The organism is Superficieibacter sp. (genome assembly GCF_032071645.1).
In the GTDB taxonomy this organism is placed as follows: domain Bacteria; phylum Pseudomonadota; class Gammaproteobacteria; order Enterobacterales; family Enterobacteriaceae; genus Superficieibacter.
On sequence record NZ_DAMAPU010000001.1, the window covers coordinates 528,282 to 545,506 of the forward strand.

Genomic DNA, 17,225 nt, shown 5'->3' on the forward strand with positions numbered 1-17,225 from the left:
GGCCGCTAACGGCCCGATAACACGATGACAGAACAACAGAAATTGACGCCTGCGCAGCTCTACGATCGGCTTGACGCCCTGATGCTGCGCGATAAACAGCGCTTCGCCAAACGTCTGCACGGCGCGAAGAAGGTTAAAAATCCTGAAGCTCAGCAGGGCATTCTCAACGGCCTGGCGGCTGAAATGTTTCAGGCGGCAGAAAAAGTGGCGCAGCGCGTCGCGTCGCGCCCTGAAATCACCTACCCGGAAAACCTGCCAGTCAGCCAGAAAAAACAGGACATCCTCGACGCCATTCGCGACCACCAGGTGGTGATCGTCGCCGGGGAAACCGGCTCCGGTAAAACCACCCAGCTACCCAAAATTTGCATGGAGCTGGGACGCGGGGTGAAAGGGCTGATTGGTCATACCCAGCCGCGTCGTCTGGCGGCGCGCACAGTGGCAAACCGTATTGCCGAAGAGCTGCAAACCGAGCCGGGCGGCTGCGTGGGCTATAAAGTCCGCTTTAGCGATCGCGTCAGCGACAATACGATGGTCAAGCTGATGACCGACGGTATTCTGCTGGCGGAGATCCAGCAGGACCGCCTGCTGATGCAGTACGACACCATCATCATTGATGAAGCACACGAGCGCAGCCTGAACATCGACTTCCTGCTCGGCTATCTGCGCGAGTTGCTGCCGAAGCGCCCGGATCTGAAAGTCATTATCACCTCCGCTACCATCGACCCGGAACGTTTCTCGCGCCATTTTAATCACGCGCCAATTATTGAAGTGTCCGGGCGCACTTATCCGGTAGAAGTGCGCTATCGCCCGATTGTCGAAGAGGCAGACGACACCGAACGCGATCAGCTTCAGGCGATTTTCGATGCGGTGGATGAACTGGGCCGCGAAAGCGCGGGCGATATTCTGATCTTTATGAGCGGCGAGCGTGAAATTCGCGACACCGCCGACGCGTTAAACAAGCTCAACCTGCGCCACACCGAGGTGTTGCCACTGTATGCGCGTCTGTCAAACAGTGAACAGAACCGGGTCTTCCAGGGGCACAGCGGGCGGCGCATCGTGCTGGCAACCAACGTCGCTGAAACCTCGCTCACCGTGCCGGGCATTAAATACGTTATCGATCCGGGCACCGCGCGCATCAGCCGCTACAGCTTCCGTACCAAAGTCCAGCGCCTGCCGATTGAGCCGGTTTCCCAGGCCTCCGCCAACCAGCGTAAAGGCCGCTGCGGGCGCGTCTCGGAAGGGATCTGTATTCGCCTGTATTCGGAAGACGATTTCCTCTCGCGCCCGGAATTCACCGACCCGGAAATTCTGCGTACCAATCTCGCGTCGGTCATTTTGCAGATGACCGCGCTGGGGCTGGGCGACATCGCCGCATTCCCGTTTGTGGAGGCGCCGGACAAACGCAACATTCAGGACGGCGTGCGCCTGCTGGAAGAGCTGGGCGCGATCACCACCGACGAGCAGCAGACCGCCTATAAGCTCACCGCTCAGGGCCGCCAGCTTTCGCAACTTCCCGTCGATCCGCGTCTGGCGCGAATGGTGCTGGAGGCGCAGAAACACGGCTGCGTGCGCGAGGCGATGATTATCACCTCGGCGCTCTCCATCCAGGACCCGCGCGAACGCCCGATGGACAAACAGCAGGCGTCGGATGAAAAACATCGTCGCTTCCACGATAAAGAGTCCGACTTCCTCGCCTTCGTGAATTTGTGGAATTATCTCGGCGAGCAGCAAAAAGCGCTGTCATCGAACGCCTTCCGCCGTCTTTGCCGCACCGATTTCCTCAACTATTTGCGGGTGCGCGAGTGGCAGGATATCTACACCCAACTGCGCCAGGTCGTAAAAGAATTAGGCATTCCGGTTAACAGCGAACCGGCAGAGTATCGCGAAATTCACGTCGCGCTGCTGACCGGTCTGCTGTCGCATATCGGTATGAAAGATGCGGATAAACAGGAATATACCGGCGCGCGCAACGCTCGCTTCTCCATCTTCCCCGGCTCTGGCCTGTTCAAAAAGCCGCCCAAATGGACGATGGTGGCGGAACTGGTGGAAACCAGCCGCCTGTGGGGACGCATCGCCGCCCGTATCGACCCCGAGTGGGTGGAGCCGGTGGCGCAGCATTTGATCAAACGCTCTTACAGCGAGCCGCACTGGGAGCGGGCGCAGGGCGCGGTCATGGCGACCGAAAAAGTGACCGTCTACGGTCTGCCAATTGTGGCCGCGCGTAAAATCAATTACAGCCAGATCGACCTGGCGCTGTGCCGGGAGCTGTTCATCCGCCACGCGCTGGTTGAGGGCGACTGGCAGACCCGTCACGCCTTCTTCCGCGACAACCTGAAGCTGCGTGCCGAAGTGGAAGAGCTGGAGCATAAATCCCGCCGCCGCGACATCCTGGTCGATGACGAAACGCTGTTTGAGTTTTACGACCAGCGGATCAGCGTCGATGCCATTTCCGCCCGCCATTTCGATAGCTGGTGGAAAAAAGTCAGCCGCGAGACGCCGGACCTGCTCAATTTTGAAAAGAGCATGTTGATCAAAGAGGGCGCGGAGTCGATCAGCAAGCTCGACTACCCGAACTTCTGGCATCAGGGCAACCTCAAGCTGCGGCTGAGCTATCAGTTTGAGCCGGGCGCAGATGCCGATGGCGTCACCGTGCATATCCCGCTGCCGCTGCTAAACCAGGTCGAAGAGGCTGGATTTGAATGGCAGATCCCCGGCCTGCGCCGCGAGCTTATTATTGCGCTGATCAAATCGCTACCGAAGCCGGTGCGCCGTAACTTTGTGCCTGCGCCGAACTATGCTGAAGCCTTCTTAGGCCGCGTCACGCCGCTGGAACTGCCGCTGCTGGAAGCGCTGGAGCGCGAACTGCGGCGGATGACCGGCCACACCATCGACCGCGACGACTGGCACTGGGATCAGGTGCCCGATCACCTGAAAATCACCTTCCGGGTGGTGGATGATAAAAACAAGAAGTTGCAGGAAGGCCGTTCGTTGCAGGATCTGAAGGACGGGCTGAAAGGCAAAGTGCAGGAGACGCTCTCCGCCGTGGCGGACGACGGCATCGAGCAAAGCGGGCTGCATATCTGGAGTTTCGGCACGCTTGCCGAAAGCTACGAGCAAAAACGTGGCAACTACAAAGTCAAAGCCTGGCCTGCGCTGGTGGATGAGCGCGACAGCGTGGCGATCAGGCTGTTCGACAATCCGCTGGAGCAACAACAGGCGATGTGGCGCGGCCTGCGGCGTTTGCTGCTGCTCAACATTCCGTCGCCAATCAAATATCTGCATGAGAAACTGCCGAACAAAGCCAAGCTGGGCCTCTACTTTAACCCGTATGGCAAGGTGCTGGATCTGATCGACGACTGCATCTCCTGCGGCGTGGACAAGCTGATCGACGAAGCGGGCGGCCCGGTGTGGACCGAAGAGGGCTTTGCGCGACTGCATGAAAAAGTCCGCGCTGAACTCAACGACACGGTGGTTGAAATCGCTAAACAGGTCGAGCAAATTCTCACCGCCGTCTTCACCATCAACAAGCGGCTGAAAGGGCGCGTGGATATGACGATGGCGCTGGGGCTGTCCGACATCAAAGCGCAGATGAACGGACTGGTGTATCGCGGCTTCGTCACCGGCAACGGTTTTAAACGGCTCGGCGACACCCTGCGCTATTTACACGCTATCGAAAAACGGCTGGAAAAGCTGGCGGTCGACCCGCACCGCGACCGGGCGCAGATGCTGAAAGTGGAAAGCGTCCAGCAGGCGTGGCAGCAGTGGATCAACAAACTGCCGCCCGCCCGCCGCGATGATGACGATGTGAAGGAGATCCGCTGGATGATCGAAGAACTGCGGGTGAGTTATTTTGCCCAGCAACTGGGTACGCCGTACCCGATTTCCGATAAGCGGATTTTGCAGGCGATGGAGCAGATTAGCGGTTAGCGCTTCACGCTAAGCCCGGCGGATATTAACCGCCGGGCTTTTTTACCGTCCCGGGACAGGTGATGGCTGAAAATCGCCTTTGCCGGGCAATAATAACCCCATCACGATCAACACATTGATAGCCACAGCCCCATGACAACACTTTCCCTTATTACCGACAGACTGATACTCCGCCCGCAAACCATCGACGATTTTGCGGTCTGGTATCCCATGTATGCCGACCCGACTATTTTCCACCTGTCCGGCACGCCCGGCTTTACGGCAGAAGAGGCCTGGAACCGATTGTTAAGAAATGTCGGTCACTGGGCGGCGTTTGGCTATGGCATTTTTGCCGTCTTTCAAAAATCCGACGGGCGCTTTCTGGGGGAAACCGGGCTGGCGAATTTTCATCGCGGTATCGGTGCGGATTTCGATCCTCACGCAGAGGCATCATGGGTTATTTCCCCTGACGCCCAGCATAAAGGCGTGGCAAAAGAAGCCGCGAGCGCCGCACATCGGTGGTTTGCGCAGACGTATCACCCCACACAAACGGTGTGCCTGATCGCCAAAAATAACCTCGCATCGATCCGCGTTGCTGAGCATGTGGGTTATCGGGTTTACGATCGATGCGGGTACAAAGGCGTGGAGTGTTTGAAACTGGTCTGTTCATCTTCCGAATCATCCCGGTTGCTGGAAAGCGCTAACCGGGATGATTTTCTGGCACTAAATACAATACGGAAATAATACTGCCGGGCGTCGGGACGGTCGTTATTATCCTCTGATCCGTATCGTCACACCGGGATTCTGCGGTGACTCACTAATAAAGCGGGTTCGCCCCGGCCCGGATAATATTCCGGCACAGGCCAACTGGCTGTGGCAAATATTCAGCCGTTCACGTACCCGCGAGTGACCCAGTCCGATAAGCGCATACATCCGCTGCGAAATATCATCCGTGCCACCATGACGAAAACAGGCCATCTCATCCAGATAATAACCCGGTAATGGCGATGAACTGCCGGACAGCCCCAAAAAGCGGGTAGTCATCACATATCCCTCGGCCGCATTTTTTTCCAGCGATTCAATATCACGCCGCGAAAATGGACGGTTTCCCGATCCGGGGGCGCGCCCTCATATTGGTGGTCCGGTCAGTGGATCCGGGATAAAAATATCCTGATCGGCCTCCATCATTAAACGCCTCACGCCCCCCAGCCGCCGCCGAGCGCGCGATAAAGATCAATCTGCGCCTGCAACAGGCTGTTTTTCACCTGCACCACGTTCAGTTGGGTGGAAAACAGTGTGCGCTGGGCGTCCAGCTCGTCGAGGAAGGAAGAGTAGCCGTTACGATAGCGGTTTTGCGCAATGCGTAGGGTTTCGCGCGCGACCGACTCCTGACCTTGTAATTCCTGCAACTGTTCCTGCAAACGGGCGATGGCATCCAGACTGTCGTTGACCTCTTTGAAGGCGTTACGCACGGTATTTTCATAGCTGTACAGCGCCTGATTGCGCTGCGACATCGACACGTCCACCTGCGCGTTAAGCGCCTGGCGGTTTAACAGCGGGGCAAGAATACTTCCGCCCACGCTCCAGAGTTGAAGCGGGTTATCCAGCAGGCCGGGGAGGGTGCGATCCTGCACCGAGCCGGTGGCGGTAAGATTGAGCGACGGCAGAAGCTGCGCGCGTGACACGGCGAGGGCGGCATCGGCGGCCACCAGTTGCCGTTCAGCCTGCACCACATCCGGGCGGCGATTCAGCAGCGACGACGGCAGTTGCGATGGGATCGCCAGCGGCGTCAGTCCGTCGAACGTCCCGCCGCGCGCAACGCTTTGCGGATTTGCGCCGAGCAACAGGCTAAGCGCGTTTTCCTGTTCAGCAATCTGGTGGCGAATTTGCGGGATCTGCGCGCGGGTGCCGCGCAGTTCGGAATCGGCCTGCATCAACTCCAGACGCGAACTGTAGCCGGTGGCAAACTGCCGCTGTGCCAGGCGGTACGAGGCTTCGCGCGCCTCCAGCGTCGCCCGGGTCACGGTTAACTGCTCATCAAGAGAAAGCAGGGTGACATAGCCTGAAGCGACCGACGCGGCAATGGTCAGGTCCGCGGCAGCGGCGGCGGCTTTTTGGGCCTCAAGCGTGGCTTCGGCGGCGTCGGTCGCGCTGCGGTTTGCGCCCCAGATATCAACATCATAGCTGAGGCTGAGATTGCCCTTATACAGCGTGCTGTAGACCGGCTGCCCGGTGGCGGCCGACTGTGAACGTGCGCGGTTTCCGCTGAATCCCGCATCCAGCGTCGGGAACAAATCGCCCTGGCTGGCATAGACCCGCGCCTGATATTCATTCACCCGTTCGCGGGCGATAAGCACGTCAGTATTGAATTGCAGCGCCCGATCCACATAGCGATTCAGCGCGCTATCATGAAAATTGCGCCACCAGATGCCTTCGGTCGGGCTGGCTGGCCCGATATTTTGCCGCCACTGCTCCGGGATTTGCAGGGCAGGTTTGGCAGGTTGCACATCGACCGACTGACAGGCGGTGAGCAGCAGAGCCGTCAGCAGCAGCGCGAGAGGATGACGTCTCATTGGCGATCCTCGCGGGTATCAATATGCACCTGCACCGACATCCCCGGACGCAGAAGCGCGATCTCTTCGGGTTTGCCCAGAACCTCAATCCGCACCGGAATGCGCTGGGCAATCTTCACAAAGTTACCGGTGGCGTTATCGGGTGAAATAGCGCTGAATTCCACGCCCGTGGCCGGAGAAATACTCTGTACCCGTCCTTTAAAGGCGCGGTTATTTAGCGCATCGACGCTGAACTGCACCGGCTGACCAATGCGGATCTCCGCCAGCTGCGTCTCTTTCACATTGGCAATCACCCAGTGCTGCGCGGGAACCAGCGAAGTGAGATGCGTCCCGGCGGCGACATATGCCCCCAGCCGAACGGCGATCTGCCCAAGCTGACCGTCCTGCGGAGCGATAATTTTGGTGTTTTGCAGATCGATTTGCGCCAGCTCCAGCGCGGCTTTCGCATTTTCAACGTCTGCCTCCAGCGAAGCGCGATTGACAATCGTGGTTTGCAGATCCTGACGCGACATCTCAAGCGTGGCCTGCGCCTGAGCAATATCCGCGCTGCCCTGCGCGGCGCTGGCAAGTGCGGCATCACGCTCGCGAATGGACAGCGAGCCATCGGCGGTTAAATCCTTCACCCGTTTCAGGTCCGCCTGGGTTTTCAGATTCTGCGCCCGTGCATTTTGCAGCGCCGCCTGATTGCGGGCGATCACCGCTTCAGCGCTTTTCCGCTGCTGGAGATTATTGTTCAACGCGGCGATTTTCATATTTAGCTGAGCCTGGGCCTGGTGAACGCGCTGCTGATAAATACGATCGTCGATTTGCATCAGCACGTCGCCGCGTTTCACCTGCACAAAATCCTGTACCGCAACGTGGGTGATATAGCCGTTAACCTGCGGGCTGATAAAGGTAGTTTGCCCGCGCACGTAGGCGTTATCGGTGAACTGAGTATGACGGGTGAAAGGCGGAAGCTGCCAGGCGTAAAGGATCGCCAGTACCCCGACAATACCAATCGCTGCGGCGGCAAAAATCGACACTACCCGCACATTACTGCGCGTATTCGCCCGCTCTTTGGCGACATCCTGCTGACTCATAACATCTCCTGAAATCGCATTATTTTGTTCCCGTTGCCTGTTTCAAACCGATGCGTGCGGTGATCCGCAGGCGTAAAAGCCGCCAGAAAATCCACAGCATGGTCACCGCCGCAATCGCTGCGGTCAGCAAATACGTATCGTTATACGCCAGAATCGTCGCTTGCAGGGTGGAGGCATTCTGCAACTGCACCCCCGCCTGTACGCTGAGCAAATCGCTGTCGCCAATCAGGTTTTTGTACATCTGAGTGTAGAGCTGAAGTCGTTCATTCACCTGCGGGTTGAGGGTCGTGAGCTGATCCGCCAGCAGGCTGGAGTGATATTTTTCTCGCCAGGTCTGAAAGGTGCCGAGGATCGCCGAACCCAGCAGGCCGCCAATGTTCTGGCTCATGCCAAATAAAACGGAAAAACTGACCAGATTGCGCGGATCGGCAATCACGCCGCCGATGCCCGCCAGCATCGCCGGGGCGAGGAAAAAGGCGCTGCCGAAGCCGAGCAGGAACTGGCTGAACATCAGCTGATTCGGGCGGGTCAGGATGGTGGAGTGGCTGTCGAGCCACGAGGCGACAATCATCAGCGCCAGCGAGGTTACAATGGGCCACGCCAGTCGCTGCGGTTTTATGGTCAGGCAACTGGCGATAATCCCGCAGACGATCCCGGCGAAAATCGATAGCGCCAGCCCGGTCATCTGTTCATTTTGCAGTCCGACATACTGTAGCCAGCCGATGACGCCGGTGTTTTGTTCCGCCAGCACGATGCGGATCAGCAGCATGATCAGGCCGAGGCGCAGGATACTGCCGCTTGAAAGCCAGCGGGTATTTAACAGCGGGTTTTGCCGGCTATGCTCAAATACAATGGCAGAGATAATCAGCACCAGCGAGCCTGCCAGCGCCCAGCCAATCCACGGTGTCTCAAACCACCATTCCAGCCGCCCCAGCGAGAGCACCGCGCAGAGCAGGGCCATGCCGGGAGCCAGCAGGATAAAGGTAATAAAGTCTTTCTTTTCGAAAACTTTGCGCCGGTCTCCGGGAGGCAGCTTGAGCAGAATCACGCAGGCCAGCGAAATCAGCGCCAGCCCCAGTTCAAAGAAATACAGCCCGCGCCATTCGTCGAGCTGGAGCAGATCGGTTGAAAACAGCCGCGCCAGCGGGATCGCCAGCGACGATCCGGTGATGCCAATGGTCAGCGCCTTCAGCCGGTGACGGGCGGGCCATGCCTGAATCTGATAATAAATGCCGAGCGAACTGAGCGCCGCCGCCACCATACCGTGCGCCGCGCGGACCATCAGCGCCGAGCTTAAGTCGTTGACCAGCAGATGGAAAAACGTCACCAGCACATACAGCACCAGAAACCCTTCGGTAAACGCGCGCAGGCCAAACTGCTGGCGAAATTTTACCAGCAGCAGGTTGATGGAGACGTTAGTCATCACGTAAACCGCAGGCAGCCAGGCGATTTCCGTTGACCAGGCGGCAAAGGTTCCCTGCAAGTTTTGCAGGTTAGCCGTCACCACTGCATTTCCCAGCGCCCCGGTCAGGCACACCAGCAGCCCGACGATCCCGTAGGCAATGCGTTTTGGCGTGCTGTGCAGCGGCGTTGAAGGAGAACCCAACAGCATGGGTTTCTCATGGGGTGCCCATTCGCGCGGGGCGTAGGGGTCACGTTGTGGCAGGCGCATTATGATTTTTCACCTTGTTGTAATTATCTTTAGCACCCGGGCAGGCTCTAAGTTTATAACCGGCTTTATTCATAATTCAAGTGAATGGGTTATGCCAGATGTGCCGGTTAAGGGGACAACAGGGTAAAATAGCGCTTTAAGATAGATCCGCTGGGACGCGACGTGACAAATGCTACGCTCCAGGGAGTCTTAGCAAGGAGAAAGTGAATGACAGCTATTTTTCCACAACTTCCCGACATCACGCTCAGTGCAGCCAATCAGCTTGGTGAGTGGCTGGCGCAGAACGAAACGGTCGATCGGGATAGCGATCTGATCGTACTGGCGGGTAATGCGGTGATCCCTACCATCGACGCGGCCTGCGAGCTGGCGGCGGCACAGAGCTGCCCGCTGTTAATCAGCGGCGGCATCGGTCATTCCACGACGTTCCTTTACGCGGCGGTTGCCCGTCATCCTCGTTATAACAAGGTGCAAACTACCGGGCGCAGCGAAGCCGGGATCCTCGGCGAAATCGCCAGGGATTTCTGGAACATTGCCCCCGAGCGCATTCTGCTGGAAACCAAATCCACCAACTGCGGTGAGAACGCCCGTTTTACCCGCCAGATGCTGGAAGTGACCGGCATTCCTTGTACAAAAGGGGTGGTGGTTCAGGACCCGACCATGCAACGCCGCACGATGGCGACGTTTGCTCACGTCTGGCAGGATGTGGCGACCGCTCCGCGCTGGCAGAGTTTTCCGGGCATCGTGGCGCGGCTGGTCAACAGCGACGATGGCCTGACGTTTGCGGATAAAGAGCGGGGCATGTGGCCGCCGGAACGCTATCTGTCACTGATCCTCGGTGAAATCCCGCGCCTGCGTGACGACGCGCAGGGCTATGGTCCCAACGGCAAAGGATTCATCACTCACGTCAATATTCCGGCGGAAATCGAGCGCGCGTGGCAGATCCTGCGGGACGATGCGCTGCTCAACGAGGCGCTGAAAAGCCGTTCATTGCTGTAACCCGTCGCCCGTTTACCGCTAAACGGGCGTCTCTTTCGCTGCCTTTGCCGCGTTAAGGCTTCAGACTTTAGTCTCGATCCAGTTCATCATCAGTTCCGGCCAGACGGACACCGGCAGCCCCTGGGCATCGCGAATGCCAAAACCATGCTTGCCCTGCTCAAATAAATGCATTTCTACCGGCACGCCAAGCCGTCGCAGGGCGCTGAACATCACCACGCTGTTTTCCACTTTGACCGCCGGATCGTCCACTGCGTGAAGCAAAAACGTGGGCGGGGTGCGGGCGTCTGCACGCTGCTCCAGCGAAAAATGGGCGATCTGCCCGGCGTCGGGTTCCGGGCCAACCAGCGCCTGCCGCGATGCCGGATGGTCGATCTCCTCGTGCATGGAAATCACCGGGTAGACCAGCGCCATAAAATCCGGGCGCGCCGACAGCCGATCGATATCATCCAGCGGTTCATATACCTGCTCCGCATAGCGAGTGCCTGCACTGGCGGCGACGTGCCCCCCGGCGGAAAAGCCCAGCACGCCGATGCGGTCCGCATCCAGTTGCCACTCCGCGGCGCGGGCGCGCAGGGTACGCAGCGCGCGCTGTACGTCCGCCAGAGGCGCGCTGGCCCCTTCGGCATGGCCATCATCGGGCATCCGGTAGGTCATCACAAACAGGGTATAGCCGCGCGCGTTGAAAAACGGGGCCAGCGCGCTGCCTTCTTTATCCAGCACGACACGCTTATAAGAGCCGCCCGGCGTGACCAGAATGCCGATGCCGTTAGGCTCAGCAGGCGCGTAAACCACGATTTGCGGTGCACGCACCCCGGTGACAGAGCGATCGAAGGCGGAGTTTCCGGTATGGTTCTCCTCCAGCACGAACTGCGCACGGCTGGTCGCCGCGCCCGGCGCTTCCCCCTGCGGCCAGACGGGAAAGATCCCCGCTTTGCGTGTGGCTTCAGCCATCAATTGCACTAAATCGTCGGGTCGAATGGACATCATGTCGTTTCTCCTGTGAAGGTAAAAAGAGGTTATAGCACAGTGCGACGCGCAAAAAGTGATGCCCGCCCGCAAATGAACCTATGTTTCATTCTTGCCACGCCGGGGCGTAATCTCCGCACAATACGCAAGTAATTAATGAATTTTTAACGAAAAATCGCTATCCTGGCATCTTTGTATTCATATTCAGGACACTCTGATGGGCAACAAATATTCCGGCGTGCAAATCGCCATTCACTGGCTGGTTTTTCTGTTGGTCGTGGTGGCTTACTGCGCGATGGAATTTCGCGGCTTTGCGCCGCGCAGTTATCGGCTGTGGTTCAACATGGTTCATGTTTCCTGCGGTATCAGCGTGCTGGTGCTGATGGTGGCGCGTCTGGGGCTGCGGCTGAAATATCCTGCGCCGCCAATTGTGCCTAAGCCTAAACCGTGGATGACCGGGATGGCGCATCTCGGCCATCTGGTGATCTACCTGCTGTTTATCATCCTGCCGATCCTCGGCCTGATCATGATGTACAACCGGGGCCACCCGTGGATGGCGTTTGGCGTGGTGATGCCGTTTGCCAGCGAAGCGAATTTTGACGTGGTCGATGTGGTGAAAAAGTACCACATTCTGCTGGCGACGCTGGGCTACTGGGTTATTGGCCTGCACGCGCTGGCCTCGCTGCTGCACCATTATTTGTGGAAAGACAACACGTTGTTACGGATGATGCCGAAAAAGCGCTCCTGAAACGCAAATCATTGACCCCGCGCTGGCGGGGTTTTTTACGTCAGCCGCCATGAAAATGTGATCCCCGCGGGCTTTCTGGCGACCGGATTTGCGAGGCGTCACATTTTCACCTCCCGACGATGGGCAAAAATCCACCATCCGGTGTACATGTATATCTATAATAGAAACACTTTGAGGTGGTGATGAGCACAATAATTAAAGATCGCCCAATAAGCACCGACCGTAAACTGCGCAAAGTGCTGCTGGCAACCGGCGTCGGACACTTCGTGGAATGGTTCGATTTTGGTCTTTACGGCACGCTGGCGGCGATTATCGGCCTGCAATTTTTCCATGCGGGCGATCCGGGCGTGGCGTTGCTTTCCTCGTTTGCCGTTTTTGGTGCCGGTTTTATCATGCGCCCGCTCGGCGGCCTGTATTTCGGATCGCTCGGGGACCGGGTAGGGCGGCAAAAAGTGCTGGCGACGGTGATCCTGCTGACTTCCGGGGCGACCTTTGTGATGGGACTGCTGCCGACTTACCATCAAATTGGCATCGGCGCGGCTATCCTGCTGGTGATCACCCGGCTGATCCAGGGCTTTGCGGCGGGCGGCGAGAGTTCCGGCGCAACCACTTATCTTGCAGAATATGCCCCGGTCGCCCGACGAGGCTACTTCACCTGCTGGATCGACAACTTCGGCTTCATGGCGTTTGTCGCCGGTTCCGGGCTGGTTTTCCTGCTCACCGCCTTCCTCGGCGACAGCGCCATGAACGACTGGGGCTGGCGCATTCCGTTTTTGATTGCCGGGCCGCTGGGCTGGATCGGCCTGTACCTGCGCCAGCATCTGGAGGATTCACCGGAATACCGGGCGGTGGCGGAAAGCGGCAAAACCGAATCCGCACCGCTGCGTGCCGCCGTCACCAAAGCGTGGGGCGCGCTGTTATTTTGCGTCGGTTTTGTGGTGTTGAAAGCAGTAGGGCACTGGACCCTGCAAACCTTTATGCCGAGCTACCTGGCCACCGAACTGCATTTTTCCCGTCTGAACGCCTACGCCATCACCACCATTGGCCTGTTCGCCATCGCTATCATGGTGCCGTTTATGGGGTATCTGTCCGACCGCTTCGGACGCAAACCGCTGATGCTGGCAGGCTGCGCGGGTTTTATTTTATTCAGTTATCCGGCGATGATGGTCATGGCGCAGGGCGATGTGCTTTCCGCCGTGCTCGCCATGTTAATGCTGGGCGCGTTTATCGCCGCCTTTGACGGTGCCTGTAGCGCAGCGATGGCTGAGCTTTTCCCGACCAGCGTGCGCTACGGTGGCCTCTCCATCGCCTATAACTTCGCCGTCGCCTTCTTTGGCGGCATCACGCCGTGGTTCTCGGTCTGGCTGATTACCACCACCGGGGATAAATTCTCTCCGGCCTGGTACATCATGGGTGCGGCGCTGATTACGTTCTTGACAGTGTTACGGGCAAAAGAAACCGCGGGGCAACCGCTGAAAAGATAGGACCGGAAGGACGCAGCGGCAACTGGAAAATCCCGCAGGATCGACCACACTTAGTCGTAGTTATCTTTGTTAATCTCGCTGATTTTAAAGAGGAACTATGAATAAATTATTTATTGCCGCTGTGCTGGTCACGCTGACTGCCTGCTCGCAAACCACCTATTCCGACGCCACCCGTTCTGATAAGCCCGCCGCAGAAAATGCGCCCCCCGCACCCGCCACCAAAGTCACCACCGCAGGCGGCGGATGCGTGGACTCAACCGGTGCACCGTCTTCCTGCCCGACGCCGGGGTTGTAAACTTTTTCACAACGCAGCGGCTGGGACCGCTGCATTCTGTGCTTTTGGGTTGCCTTAAGACGCTGGAGTTTACATTCGCGTCACTTACAATTAGTATACCCCCCTATAGTATTCACACCACGGAGTTCCCATGCCGCAGTCACCTGAAGATAAAAAACGGGCGCTTACCCGCGTCAGACGTATTCGCGGGCAGGTCGATGCGCTTGAGAGGGCGCTGGAGTCCGGCGAGCCGTGCATTGCCATCCTGCAACAGATTGCGGCGATCCGGGGGGCGGCGAATGGACTCATGGGCGAGATGGTCGAAATTCACCTCAAAGATGAGCTGGTCAGCGGCGAAACCTCGCCCGATCAGCGCGCGGTGCGGATGACAGAAATCGGTCATTTGCTGCGCTCTTATCTAAAATAAACAGTTAACATCGCAACATGGGAAGAAAGAATATGAAATCGCGTGCAGCAGTTGCATTTGGCCCCGGCAAGCCGCTGGAAATTGTCGAGATTGACGTCGCGCCGCCGAAGAAAGGCGAAGTGCTGGTCAAAATTACCCATACCGGCGTATGCCACACCGATGCCTTTACGTTGTCCGGCGACGACCCGGAAGGCGTATTCCCGGCGGTGCTGGGCCATGAAGGCGGCGGCGTGGTGGTTGAAGTGGGCGAAGGCGTTACCAGCCTGAAGCCGGGCGATCACGTTATTCCGCTATACACCGCCGAATGTGGCGAGTGTAAATTCTGTAAATCCGGCAAGACCAATCTCTGCCAGGCGGTACGGGCGACCCAGGGTAAAGGCTTAATGCCGGACGGCACCACCCGTTTTTCCTACAACGGCGAGCCGATTTATCACTACATGGGCACCAGCACCTTCAGCGAATACACCGTCTGCGCTGAAATCTCGCTGGCGAAAGTGAATCCGCAGGCACCGCTGGACAAAGTTTGTCTGCTGGGCTGCGGCGTGACCACCGGCATCGGTGCGGTTCACAACACCGCAAAAGTGAAAGAGGGCGATACCGTTGCCATCTTTGGTCTGGGCGGCATCGGTCTTGCGGCGATCCAGGGCGCGGTACAGGCGAAAGCCGGGCGCATTCTGGCGATCGACACTAACCCGGAGAAATTCAAACTGGCGCAGGAGATGGGCGCGACCGACGTCATTAACCCGAAAGACTACGACCGCCCGATTCAGGAGGTGATTGTGGAACTGACCGACGGCGGCGTTGATTACAGCTTTGAATGCATCGGCAACGTTAATGTGATGCGCGCGGCGCTGGAATGCTGTCATAAAGGCTGGGGTGAAAGCGTCATCATCGGCGTTGCCGGAGCCGGGCAGGAAATCAGTACCCGTCCGTTCCAGCTGGTGACCGGGCGCGTGTGGCGCGGTTCAGCATTTGGCGGCGTGAAAGGGCGCTCACAGTTGCCGGGCATGGTTGAAGATGCCATGGCGGGCAGAATCAAGCTCGATCCGTTCATCACCCATCGCCTGCCGCTGGCGCAAATCAACGAAGCCTTTGACCTGATGCACGAAGGCAAATCCATCCGCACGGTTATCCATTTCGGCGATAACTGATTCATCTGCCAGCGGTTCCTGCCGCTGGCCTTAGTGCAAATGTTGTGAAGTGTGACCGGGTTATCGCTTTTAGCGGTAATCCATTGCGCTTAAATGCCGATGACTATCAGACGGGCGTGTTTGTACGCTTCTTTATATGAGAGTCGATAGCCATGGACAATAATACAGCGCCGTCACCTGCGCAAAAGCTGAGCTTTTTACACCATATCCGCCTCGTTCCCCTGTTTTCCTCGATCCTCGGCGGCATTCTTGTGCTGTTTGCCCTGAGCGCAGGATTAGCGGGCTACTTTTTAATGCAGGCCGACCGCGATCAAAAAGACGTCACCGAAGAAATCCAGGTGCGGATGGGGCTTTCCAACAGCTCTAATAATCTGCGCACCGCGCGGATCAGCCTGATCCATGCCGGGGCCGCCAGCCGTATTGCCGAAATGGATGACATGAAGGCCAATATCGCCGAGGCCGAAAAACGCATTAAGCAGGCGCAGGACGGTTTCAGGCTCTATATGGATCGCGCCTATAAAACGCCCGCCGACGAAGCCCTTGATGCCACGCTCAACACCGACTTTGCCGCCTATATTAAAGGGATGCAGCCGATGCTCAAATTTGCCAAAAACGGCATGTTTGAAGCCATCATCAATCATGAAAATGAACAGGCCCGCCCGCTGGACAATACCTACAACGAAGTGCTGCTGAAGGCCATCCAGTTGCGCACCGAGCGGGCCAATACCCTGCGCGAGCAGGCGCATCAGCGCAGCCAGTTGGGGATGCTGTTTATGGCCGGTGCCTTTGCTATTGCGCTGGTGCTGACCCTGCTGACCTTTGTGGTGCTGCGCCGCACGGTGATCTCACCGCTTCAGCGTGCCGCCGGGCGGATTGAAAAAATCGCGGCGGGGGATTTAACGGTCGCGGATGAAATCAGCGGACGCAGTGAAATCGGTCATTTAAGCCGTGACCTGCAAAAAATGCAGCATTCGCTGGTCAGCACTGTCGGCACAGTGCGCCAGGGTGCGGAGGAGATTTATCGCGGGACCAGCGAGATTTCAGCGGGCAATACCGATCTCTCTGCACGTACCGAGGAACAGGCCGCCGCCATTGAGCAGACCGCTGCCAGCATGGAACAGCTCACCGCCACGGTGAAACAGAACGCCGAAAACGCCCATCATGCCAGTAAACTGGCGGAAGATGCTTCCGGCAAAGCCAGCCGGGGCGGGCAGATTGTTTCCGGCGTCGTCACCACGATGGGCAATATTTCCGCCAGCTCGAAAAAAATCTCCGAAATTACCGCCGTGATTAACAGCATTGCTTTCCAGACCAACATTCTGGCGCTCAACGCCGCTGTCGAAGCCGCCCGCGCGGGCGAGCAGGGCCGTGGGTTTGCGGTGGTCGCCAGCGAAGTCCGCACCCTGGCCAGCCGCAGCGCCCAGGCCGCGAAAGAGATCGAAGGGCTGATCAGCGAATCGGTCACCCTGATCGAACGCGGTTCCGGGGAAGTGGTTGCCGCAGGCGGGACGATGAAAGAAATCGTCGAAGCGGTGAAGCGCGTCACCGATATCATGCTGGAAATCGCGGCTGCTTCCGACGAGCAGAGCCGGGGCATTACCCAGGTCAGCCAGGCGATCAGCGAAATGGACAACGTCACCCAGCAGAACGCCGCGCTGGTGGAGGAGGCGTCGGCCTCTGCCGCCTCGCTGGAAGAGCAGGCGGCACGGCTCACCGAGGCCGTCGGCGCGTTCCGTCTGCAACAGGCCGCTGCCGCTCGCCCTGCCGTAAGCGCCGCGCCCGCGCCGGTATTTACCTCTTCACGCCCGGCGGTCGTCTCCGGCGACAACTGGGAAACCTTCTGATCGACGCTGACCGGAAAGGGGCTTTGCGCCTCTTTCCGGCGGCTGCCTGGGTTTTGCAGGGGAAACGTCAATTTAAACCAATGCGGGAAGGTATTAAAACCTGAA

13 protein-coding genes and 1 pseudogene are annotated in these 17,225 nt (G+C 58.2%); 9 read left to right on the plus strand and 5 right to left on the minus strand.

Annotated features, from left to right (window positions below):
* The first annotated feature begins 24 nt into the window (after positions 1 to 24).
* Together hrpA and RT197_RS02745 are read left to right on the plus strand one after the other, a co-directional pair.
* Positions 25 to 3,927 carry an ATP-dependent RNA helicase HrpA gene (gene hrpA / locus RT197_RS02740; RefSeq protein WP_312946998.1) on the plus strand — a complete coding sequence of 1,301 codons (3,903 nt, stop codon included), beginning with the start codon at positions 25 to 27 and terminating at the stop codon, positions 3,925 to 3,927.
* A gap of 132 nt (positions 3,928 to 4,059) precedes the next feature.
* Positions 4,060 to 4,650 (plus strand): GNAT family N-acetyltransferase, encoded by a 591-nt coding sequence (locus RT197_RS02745; protein ID WP_312947000.1) that lies wholly within the window; start codon positions 4,060 to 4,062, stop codon positions 4,648 to 4,650.
* A 27-nt stretch (positions 4,651 to 4,677) separates the two neighbouring features.
* Here the strand turns inward: RT197_RS02745 and RT197_RS02750 are convergent.
* The 4 genes and pseudogenes from RT197_RS02750 to RT197_RS02765 all read right to left on the minus strand — a co-directional run.
* Positions 4,678 to 4,992, minus strand: a pseudogene (locus RT197_RS02750) (type VI secretion system baseplate subunit TssG); the annotation flags it as partial.
* 110 nt (positions 4,993 to 5,102) lie between these two features.
* Complete coding sequence (locus RT197_RS02755; RefSeq protein WP_312947002.1) at positions 5,103 to 6,479, minus strand: efflux transporter outer membrane subunit; 1,377 nt, start codon at positions 6,477 to 6,479, stop codon at positions 5,103 to 5,105.
* On the minus strand, positions 6,476 to 7,558 hold the full coding sequence (locus RT197_RS02760; protein WP_312947004.1) for an HlyD family secretion protein: 1,083 nt from the start codon (positions 7,556 to 7,558) through the stop codon (positions 6,476 to 6,478). Before RT197_RS02760 ends, RT197_RS02755 begins: the two co-directional genes overlap by 4 nt.
* Positions 7,559 to 7,577: 19 nt before the next feature.
* Positions 7,578 to 9,230 (minus strand): MFS transporter, encoded by a 1,653-nt coding sequence (locus RT197_RS02765; protein ID WP_409529668.1) that lies wholly within the window; start codon positions 9,228 to 9,230, stop codon positions 7,578 to 7,580.
* A gap of 207 nt (positions 9,231 to 9,437) precedes the next feature.
* Here RT197_RS02765 and RT197_RS02770 point away from each other — a divergent pair, with 207 nt between their 5' ends.
* Complete coding sequence (locus RT197_RS02770; RefSeq protein ID WP_312947006.1) at positions 9,438 to 10,226, plus strand: YdcF family protein; 789 nt, start codon at positions 9,438 to 9,440, stop codon at positions 10,224 to 10,226.
* A 60-nt stretch (positions 10,227 to 10,286) separates the two neighbouring features.
* Here the strand turns inward: RT197_RS02770 and RT197_RS02775 are convergent, their stop codons facing one another.
* Positions 10,287 to 11,177 carry an alpha/beta hydrolase gene (locus RT197_RS02775; protein WP_409529675.1) on the minus strand — a complete coding sequence of 297 codons (891 nt, stop codon included), beginning with the start codon at positions 11,175 to 11,177 and terminating at the stop codon, positions 10,287 to 10,289.
* A 232-nt stretch (positions 11,178 to 11,409) separates the two neighbouring features.
* On the opposite strand from RT197_RS02775, the gene cybB reads away from it, so the two are divergent.
* From cybB to RT197_RS02805, 6 genes are all read left to right on the plus strand, one after another.
* Entirely contained in the window at positions 11,410 to 11,940 is a 531-nt protein-coding gene (gene cybB / locus RT197_RS02780) for a cytochrome b561 (protein WP_312947008.1), read from the plus strand.
* A gap of 182 nt (positions 11,941 to 12,122) precedes the next feature.
* Positions 12,123 to 13,424 (plus strand): MFS transporter, encoded by a 1,302-nt coding sequence (locus RT197_RS02785; RefSeq protein ID WP_312947009.1) that lies wholly within the window; start codon positions 12,123 to 12,125, stop codon positions 13,422 to 13,424.
* Between the two features lie 97 nt (positions 13,425 to 13,521).
* Entirely contained in the window at positions 13,522 to 13,719 is a 198-nt protein-coding gene (locus RT197_RS02790; protein WP_312947011.1) for a hypothetical protein, read from the plus strand.
* A gap of 130 nt (positions 13,720 to 13,849) precedes the next feature.
* Complete coding sequence (locus RT197_RS02795) at positions 13,850 to 14,125, plus strand: metal/formaldehyde-sensitive transcriptional repressor (RefSeq protein ID WP_312947012.1); 276 nt, start codon at positions 13,850 to 13,852, stop codon at positions 14,123 to 14,125.
* A 32-nt stretch (positions 14,126 to 14,157) separates the two neighbouring features.
* Entirely contained in the window at positions 14,158 to 15,276 is a 1,119-nt protein-coding gene (locus tag RT197_RS02800) for an S-(hydroxymethyl)glutathione dehydrogenase/class III alcohol dehydrogenase (protein ID WP_312947015.1), read from the plus strand.
* Between the two features lie 152 nt (positions 15,277 to 15,428).
* A complete protein-coding gene (locus RT197_RS02805) occupies positions 15,429 to 17,120 on the plus strand; it encodes a methyl-accepting chemotaxis protein (RefSeq protein ID WP_312947017.1) in 1,692 nt (563 codons plus the stop codon).
* Positions 17,121 to 17,225: the final 105 nt, after the last annotated feature.

Excerpts from the sequence above, each read along its gene's own strand:
- hrpA (WP_312946998.1), top strand. The coding sequence starts at position 25 with ATGACAGAACAACAGAAATTGACGCCTGCGCAGCTCTACGATCGGCTT.
- RT197_RS02745 (WP_312947000.1), top strand. The coding sequence starts at position 4,060 with ATGACAACACTTTCCCTTATTACCGACAGACTGATACTCCGCCCGCAA.
- RT197_RS02755 (WP_312947002.1), bottom strand. The coding sequence starts at position 6,479 with ATGAGACGTCATCCTCTCGCGCTGCTGCTGACGGCTCTGCTGCTCACC.
- RT197_RS02760 (WP_312947004.1), bottom strand. The coding sequence starts at position 7,558 with ATGAGTCAGCAGGATGTCGCCAAAGAGCGGGCGAATACGCGCAGTAAT.
- RT197_RS02765 (WP_409529668.1), bottom strand. The coding sequence starts at position 9,230 with ATGCGCCTGCCACAACGTGACCCCTACGCCCCGCGCGAATGGGCACCC.
- RT197_RS02770 (WP_312947006.1), top strand. The coding sequence starts at position 9,438 with ATGACAGCTATTTTTCCACAACTTCCCGACATCACGCTCAGTGCAGCC.
- RT197_RS02775 (WP_409529675.1), bottom strand. The coding sequence starts at position 11,177 with ATGGCTGAAGCCACACGCAAAGCGGGGATCTTTCCCGTCTGGCCGCAG.
- cybB (WP_312947008.1), top strand. The coding sequence starts at position 11,410 with ATGGGCAACAAATATTCCGGCGTGCAAATCGCCATTCACTGGCTGGTT.
- RT197_RS02785 (WP_312947009.1), top strand. The coding sequence starts at position 12,123 with ATGAGCACAATAATTAAAGATCGCCCAATAAGCACCGACCGTAAACTG.
- RT197_RS02790 (WP_312947011.1), top strand. The coding sequence starts at position 13,522 with ATGAATAAATTATTTATTGCCGCTGTGCTGGTCACGCTGACTGCCTGC.
- RT197_RS02795 (WP_312947012.1), top strand. The coding sequence starts at position 13,850 with ATGCCGCAGTCACCTGAAGATAAAAAACGGGCGCTTACCCGCGTCAGA.
- RT197_RS02800 (WP_312947015.1), top strand. The coding sequence starts at position 14,158 with ATGAAATCGCGTGCAGCAGTTGCATTTGGCCCCGGCAAGCCGCTGGAA.
- RT197_RS02805 (WP_312947017.1), top strand. The coding sequence starts at position 15,429 with ATGGACAATAATACAGCGCCGTCACCTGCGCAAAAGCTGAGCTTTTTA.